Genomic DNA, 3866 nt, shown 5'->3' on the forward strand with positions numbered 1-3866 from the left:
GTCTGGTCGAGAACATTTTTGCCGACGGCGAGTGGGCGATCCTTGAATGGCGTGATCCCAAGGGCCTGCGCGGCTGCGGGTTCTTCCAGGTGCGCGATGGCGAGATCGTGTTCCAGCGCGGCTACTTCGATCAGCTCTCGTTCTTTCGCCAGCAGGGGCTGGCGGTGCCGGAGAACTACCTCGCTCAGTGAGTCGCGGTGTCGTGCTGTGCGCTGGCGCTCGCCTGAGCGCTGCGGCATGACGCAGGTCGGCATTTCATCTGAGCCAGCGGCGAACACCACGCCGTGTGTTGCCGGCACAGGGCGCGCAAGCTAGGCTCAACGCCCTGAAACAAACATGAGCTACTCCTGTCCTGTGCGATTCGCCGGTTCTCGACTTCAGACCGCCTTGCAGGATTGGCGCGGCCGCAGCGATGTGGCGGAGCGGGCGATGGCCGACAATTTCTGGTTTGAGGAGCGGCTCGACGACACCCGCCGGCTTCGGTTCGAGGCAGACGCGGTTGCGGCTGTAGCGGCGACGCCGCTGGCCAACCTCATCCGCAATGACGTAAGGGACAATACCGAGGGGTGGGCCGTACCCGAAACCTTCGCGGCTGCGGGTGGCCTCGCTGTCTATGGGGCGCTCGACGAGGACCAGGAGATCGTTCGGCTGGAATCGATCCAGCGCGCTCTGGACGCCGATGCCATCACCTTCGAGCAGTTGCAGGATGCGTGCTTGATGAAGAATGCGCCGGTGCTCGACAAGTTCCTGGCAACCTGGAACACCAAGCGTGACGCGCGGCCCGCGTTTGCTGCCTTTCACTCCGAGCTCGCCGATGATCTCGCGGAGCCAGACTGGCCGCTGCGCCTGCGCAACCGTCTCGGCTTGGCGCACTATGGCGCCGGCGGGGAGCCGGTGGCGCTGATGCGCTACACCGTGCGCGAGGTACGTGACGCAGCGCATAGCGACGGTGCGGCCAGCGCTTTCGCGGTTCCGACGGTGCTTGACGCGCCGCCGAATGCTCAGTTCTTTCCCAGCCCGGCCGGCCTGCCTTGCGGCCGCGCCATGCCGCTGGGCGCCGACTATGATGACACCGACTTGGTTGCCGAAATCCTGCATGCGCGTATTGCCTATCACCGCCGCCACCTGATCGGCGTGGCGCGCATGGGTGATGCGCCGGTGCGCGGCGACCTCAAGGCGCTGCGCAACTATCACCTGCTGGTGCTGCGCATCGCCGCCGATCGTGACGACTACGGCGAGGAGATCGACTAGGTGATTGCATCCGCAGTTGCACAGCCGGGCCGCCACCCCTGGATCGACCAGTTCCTTAGCGATCCGCGGCGCGGCTACGCGGATCTTGTGGCCGGCCATACCGCCATCCACCCCTATCAGCGCGCCGATGCCCCGGACGCGGCACGGCTGCTGTTCGGCGGTCTGGCGGAGGACGACCCGGCGCGCGCGGTTCTGGACAACGCGGTTCTGGACTGGCTGGACACGCGGCGCCGCGAATCTGCTCCCCCCCGGCCAGGCCCACGCCAGAGCTGGGTGCGGGAAATCTCTGAGACGCTGGAAATCGTCTACATCCTCGGCCTGCCGCGCTCGGCGGTCGCGCTGCGCCGTCGCCGCGCCGAATGGACGGATTTCTGTGCTCGTCATGTCCTGGCCCCGTCGCGCGACGCGCGGGCCATGCTGTGGCGAACCTTGGCGCTGACCCAGAACTTGGCGCATACCACCGACCCGGCGCTGTCGGCACAGGAACTGGTGCCGCTGTGGCACCTCCTCTGCCGCGAGGCGGGCGGCGCGCTGCCGACGCGCTATCTGGCCATCGGCCTGCTAGGCCTGCGCCGCCTGCCGCAGGCCAACAGCGATCTTCCGTGGCTGGCCGGCCTGGCGCACTGGGCGCTGGCCCGAAAACCTAACGGCGCCGCCTTCCGCGCCGAGTGGCTGGCGCTGAAATCGCTCTATCCGAGAAATCCGTCGAGCTGGCGGACGCAGGTGACGCAACTGCTCGATACCAGTCTGTTCAGTGACGCCGGCATCACGGCGCCGGGCTGGTGGGGCGAGGCTGACCCGGATCTGCGCCTACGCCCGCGGGGGCCGAACCAGAGCTCACCGGAGGTTCTGCGGTCGCCAGGGCCGGAGGCGTGCATAGCTGTCATCGGGCGGCTTGGCGAGCCCTTCGCATCGATGCGCGCCAACATCGATGCATTGGTTGCGGGTCACCGTCGATTCCTCAGCGCCACCGGGCAGCCGAGCTACTTTTCGCGCATGGTCCACGCCCTCGGAAGCGCGCTGATGGACCAACCCGCGGACTCTCCGGCCGAGCGCGCCCGCCTCGCCGAGGCGCTCGCCCGCGAGGCGCTCGCCTGGGAGCCCAACAACGGCTTCCTCTGGTCGGTCTGGCACAGAGCGCTGATCGCCCAAGGCCGGCTGCAGGCGGCGGAACTGCTCGGCTGGGAGCAGTTGCGCCGGATCCCCGACCAGCCGGACGGCTTCACCCAGCTCGCGCTGCTGCTGGCCCGCCTGCCGCAGCGCCAGCTTGAGGCCGCGGCGCTGCTGCGCGAGACCATCGAGCGCTTTCCCGCCAATGTGCCGGCGCGGACCCAACTGGCCGAACTGCTGATCGCCGGGGACCGCGCCGAGGAGGCCATGGCGGTCATGTACGACGCCTTTGCCGACGGTGCCGCCAATGAGTTCTCCTTCGCCGTGCGCACCAGACTGCTCGCCCATGCCGGCCGGACGGATGACGCAAACGCCACGGTTGCCGAGGGGCTGCGGCGCTTCCCCCAGGACAGATTCCTTGCCGATCTCGCTAGCCGCCTAGCTCGCGGCCAGCCACTCCCCTGGGTCGCCAAGGAGTTGGCGGCACCGCTGCCAGCAGCCTCCGAGACCGAGCCGGACGGCGATGCCGAACTGGCGCGGATGTTGGCGCTCGGCCGGCTGCGCCGCCTGCGCTTCCTCCAAGAGCACGCCGCCACGCTGGGCGAGCCGCCGGTCGCCGGCTCCGACCTGCTGCAAGGCGATGTCGAAACAGCCTATGCAAGTGTGCTGTCACTGCGGGCTGGCGGTACTGAAGTCGATGTCATGCCGGTCTTCGCGGTCGCCTTCGAGGCGGCGCTAAATGCGGAGGATCGCGCCCGGCTGGAAAAGCTCGCCCAGACCCAACCGCGATTGCGCGCGCTTGTCCTCGTCGCGCGCGCTCTGGTCGGAGACGTTACGGCGGCGAGCGAGATCGATGCCTGGCTGGCCGAACCGCTGCCGCCGGGGAAGGAGCGCATCGAGGGCCGCTTGCACGCCGCGCTGCGCATCGTGCGCGGCGATGCCGCTTCTATCCTCGAACCGCTCCAACTTCACCGCGCCGCCGTACTGCGGCTCGTGCACGATGCCTCCGAGGCAACGCTTGGCGAGGCGCTCTTGGCGGCCTGATGCCAACACAGTGCGACTTCGTAGATGCGCGACGGTCGCGTGCCACGGCGAAATGAGGTCAGGGCAATCAGTCGACATGTGTTGTCGAACCGCTGCGGGTCAACGCTACTGTCGGCGATACGAGGCAGCTACCGCTGCAGAGGGAGCATGAGCATGTCGCCGAAAGCGCTTGTGGAAGAGTGGGTGCGGCGCTTCAACGCCGGTGATGTCGAGGGCCTAGCGCGTCTTTACGCGCCGGGGGCCGTCAATCATCAGGTGGTGATGGAGCCGCTGCGGGGGCGCGAGGCGATTCGGCGGATGTTCGAGATCGAGTTTGGGCGCGCCGAGATGGTTTGTCTGGTCGAGAACATTTTTGCCGACGGCGAGTGGGCGATCCTTGAATGGCGTGATCCCAAGGGCCTGCGCGGCTGCGGGTTCTTCCAGGTGCGCGATGGCGAGATCGTGTTCCAGCGCGGCTACTT

The 3866-nt window shown here is 67.8% G+C and carries 3 protein-coding genes and 1 pseudogene; all 4 read left to right on the top strand.

Annotated elements, in window-relative coordinates:
- Positions 1 to 191: pseudogene (locus tag ACIQ7H_RS22005) on the top strand (hypothetical protein); the annotation flags it as partial.
- Positions 192 to 336: 145 nt separating this feature from the next.
- Complete coding sequence (locus ACIQ7H_RS22010; RefSeq protein WP_395795609.1) at positions 337 to 1251, top strand: hypothetical protein; 915 nt, start codon at positions 337 to 339, stop codon at positions 1249 to 1251.
- Positions 1252 to 3405: a tetratricopeptide repeat protein gene (locus ACIQ7H_RS22015; protein WP_395795611.1), complete on the top strand. Its 2154-nt coding sequence runs from the start codon at positions 1252 to 1254 to the stop codon at positions 3403 to 3405. It begins immediately after the preceding gene.
- A gap of 147 nt (positions 3406 to 3552) precedes the next feature.
- Positions 3553 to 3866: nuclear transport factor 2 family protein (locus ACIQ7H_RS22020; RefSeq protein ID WP_395795613.1), on the top strand; the 314-nt coding region annotated here is incomplete at its 3' end.

The sequence above is a fragment of the Aquimonas sp. genome (genome assembly GCF_044377145.1).
In the GTDB taxonomy this organism is placed as follows: Bacteria; Pseudomonadota; Gammaproteobacteria; order Xanthomonadales; family Xanthomonadaceae; genus Aquimonas.

Excerpts from the sequence above, each read along its gene's own strand:
- ACIQ7H_RS22010 (WP_395795609.1), top strand. The coding sequence starts at position 337 with ATGAGCTACTCCTGTCCTGTGCGATTCGCCGGTTCTCGACTTCAGACC.